At 69.9% G+C, this 1,672-nt stretch carries 1 protein-coding gene and 1 pseudogene; both read right to left on the reverse strand.

The features are described 5' to 3' along the window. Nucleotides 1-46 precede the first annotated feature (46 nt). On the reverse strand, nucleotides 47-427 hold the full coding sequence (locus ACWEVN_RS47840; RefSeq protein WP_452055711.1) for a hypothetical protein: 381 nt from the start codon (nucleotides 425-427) through the stop codon (nucleotides 47-49). A 15-nt stretch (nucleotides 428-442) separates the two neighbouring features. After that, nucleotides 443-1,621, reverse strand: a pseudogene (locus ACWEVN_RS47845) (RtcB family protein). Nucleotides 1,622-1,672 lie beyond the last annotated feature (51 nt).

Consider the following 1,672-nt stretch of genomic DNA (forward strand, 5'->3'; position numbering starts at 1 on the left):
CAACGCACCGAACGCCACATTGGGGCGCATGAGAGCCGGGTGCTCGCTAACTGCAGGCGGTGCGGAGGGCGTCGAGCTTCTTGACGTTGCGCTGCACCCAGCCGGCCACGACGCCGGCGTCCTCGATGCGTTCCTTCTGCACCTCGACGTAGGACCCGGCCATGCCGAGCAGCGCGTTCTTGACGTTCTGGTCCTGGACGTCCGAGGCGAGCTCGCGCAGCCGCCTCTCCTTGTCCGCGGCCCGCGCCTTGAGCTTGTCCGGGTCGACCAGCGGGTTCAGGTCCGCGAGCCCGAGTGCCTCGGTGCAGACGCCCACCTTGCCGACTGTCCTCGACCCCTGGTCGACCGCGTTGCCGACCTCGGCGCACCCGCCCAGCAGCAGTGCGCTCGCGGCCAGCAACGCGGCCGTCGTTCCACCCCTCGTCATGGCGCCAAGGTACCGTCAGCCCTTGACGCAGACCACCTGCTTGAGGTGCGCCACGACCTCGACCAGGTCCGTCTGCGCGCGGATCACCGTTTCGATGTCCTTGTACGCCGCCGGGATCTCGTCGACCACGCCGGAGTCCTTGCGGCACTCGACGCCGGCCGTCTGCGCCGCCAGGTCGTCCGCGGTGAACAGCTTCTTGGCCTTGTTGCGCGACATCCGGCGCCCGGCGCCGTGCGAAGCCGACTGGAACGACGAGTCGTTGCCCAGCCCGCGGACGATGTACGAACCGGTCCCCATGCTGCCCGGGATGATCCCGAGGTCACCCGATCCGGCGCGGATCGCGCCCTTCCGGGTGACGAGCAGTTCGACGCCGTCGTAGGTTTCCTCGGCGACGTAGTTGTGGTGGCACGAAATCGCGTCGTCGAAGGTCACCTGCGGGAGCTCGTCGCGCACCGCCTGCTTCACCAGCGCGACCATCGTGGCGCGGTTGCGCGCCGCGTAGTCCTGCGCCCAGAACAGGTCACGCCGGTAGGCCTGCATCTCCGGCGTGCCGGCGACGAACACCGCGAGGTCCGGGTCGGGCAGGTCGGCGTTGTGCGGCAGCTTCCGCGCGACGGCCATGTGCCGCTCGGCCAGCTCCTTGCCGATGTTGCGCGAACCCGAATGCAGCATCAGCCAGACACGGCCGTCGTCGTCGAGGCAGACCTCGATGAAGTGGTTGCCGCCGCCGAGGCTGCCGATCTGCCGCGCGGCCCGGTCGTGCAGCTCCTGGACGCCGGTGTGCAGCTCGCCGAACTGCTTCTAGAACGCGTCCCAGCCACCGACACCGTGCACCTTCGCCGGGTTCACCGGCGTCTTGTGCAGCCCGAACCCGACCGGCACGGCCGATTCGATGCGCCGGCGCAGCTTCCCGAGGTCGTCGGGCAGATCGGCGGCGGTGAGCGACGTCCGGACGGCGCTCATCCCGCACCCGATGTCGACACCGACCGCGGCCGGCGACACGGCGTCGCGCATGGCGATGACGCTGCCGACGGTGGCGCCCTTGCCGTAGTGGACGTCGGGCATCACGGCGACGCCGTGCACCCACGGCAGGTTCGCGACGTTGTGCAGCTGCCGCATGGCCTGGTCTTCGACCGACGCGGGGTCCGCCCACATCCGGATCGGGACGCGGGCCCCCTCGACAGCGGTGTACATGGTTTCCTCCCCTTGAAAGCGTTTCGCGGCGCTCAGGGGATCCTGAGCGCC

The organism is Amycolatopsis sp. NPDC003861 (assembly GCF_053605405.1).

Bases quoted from the DNA above. Each gene is read 5' to 3' on its own strand.
- ACWEVN_RS47840 (WP_452055711.1), bottom strand. From the start codon at position 427: ATGACGAGGGGTGGAACGACGGCCGCGTTGCTGGCCGCGAGCGCACTG.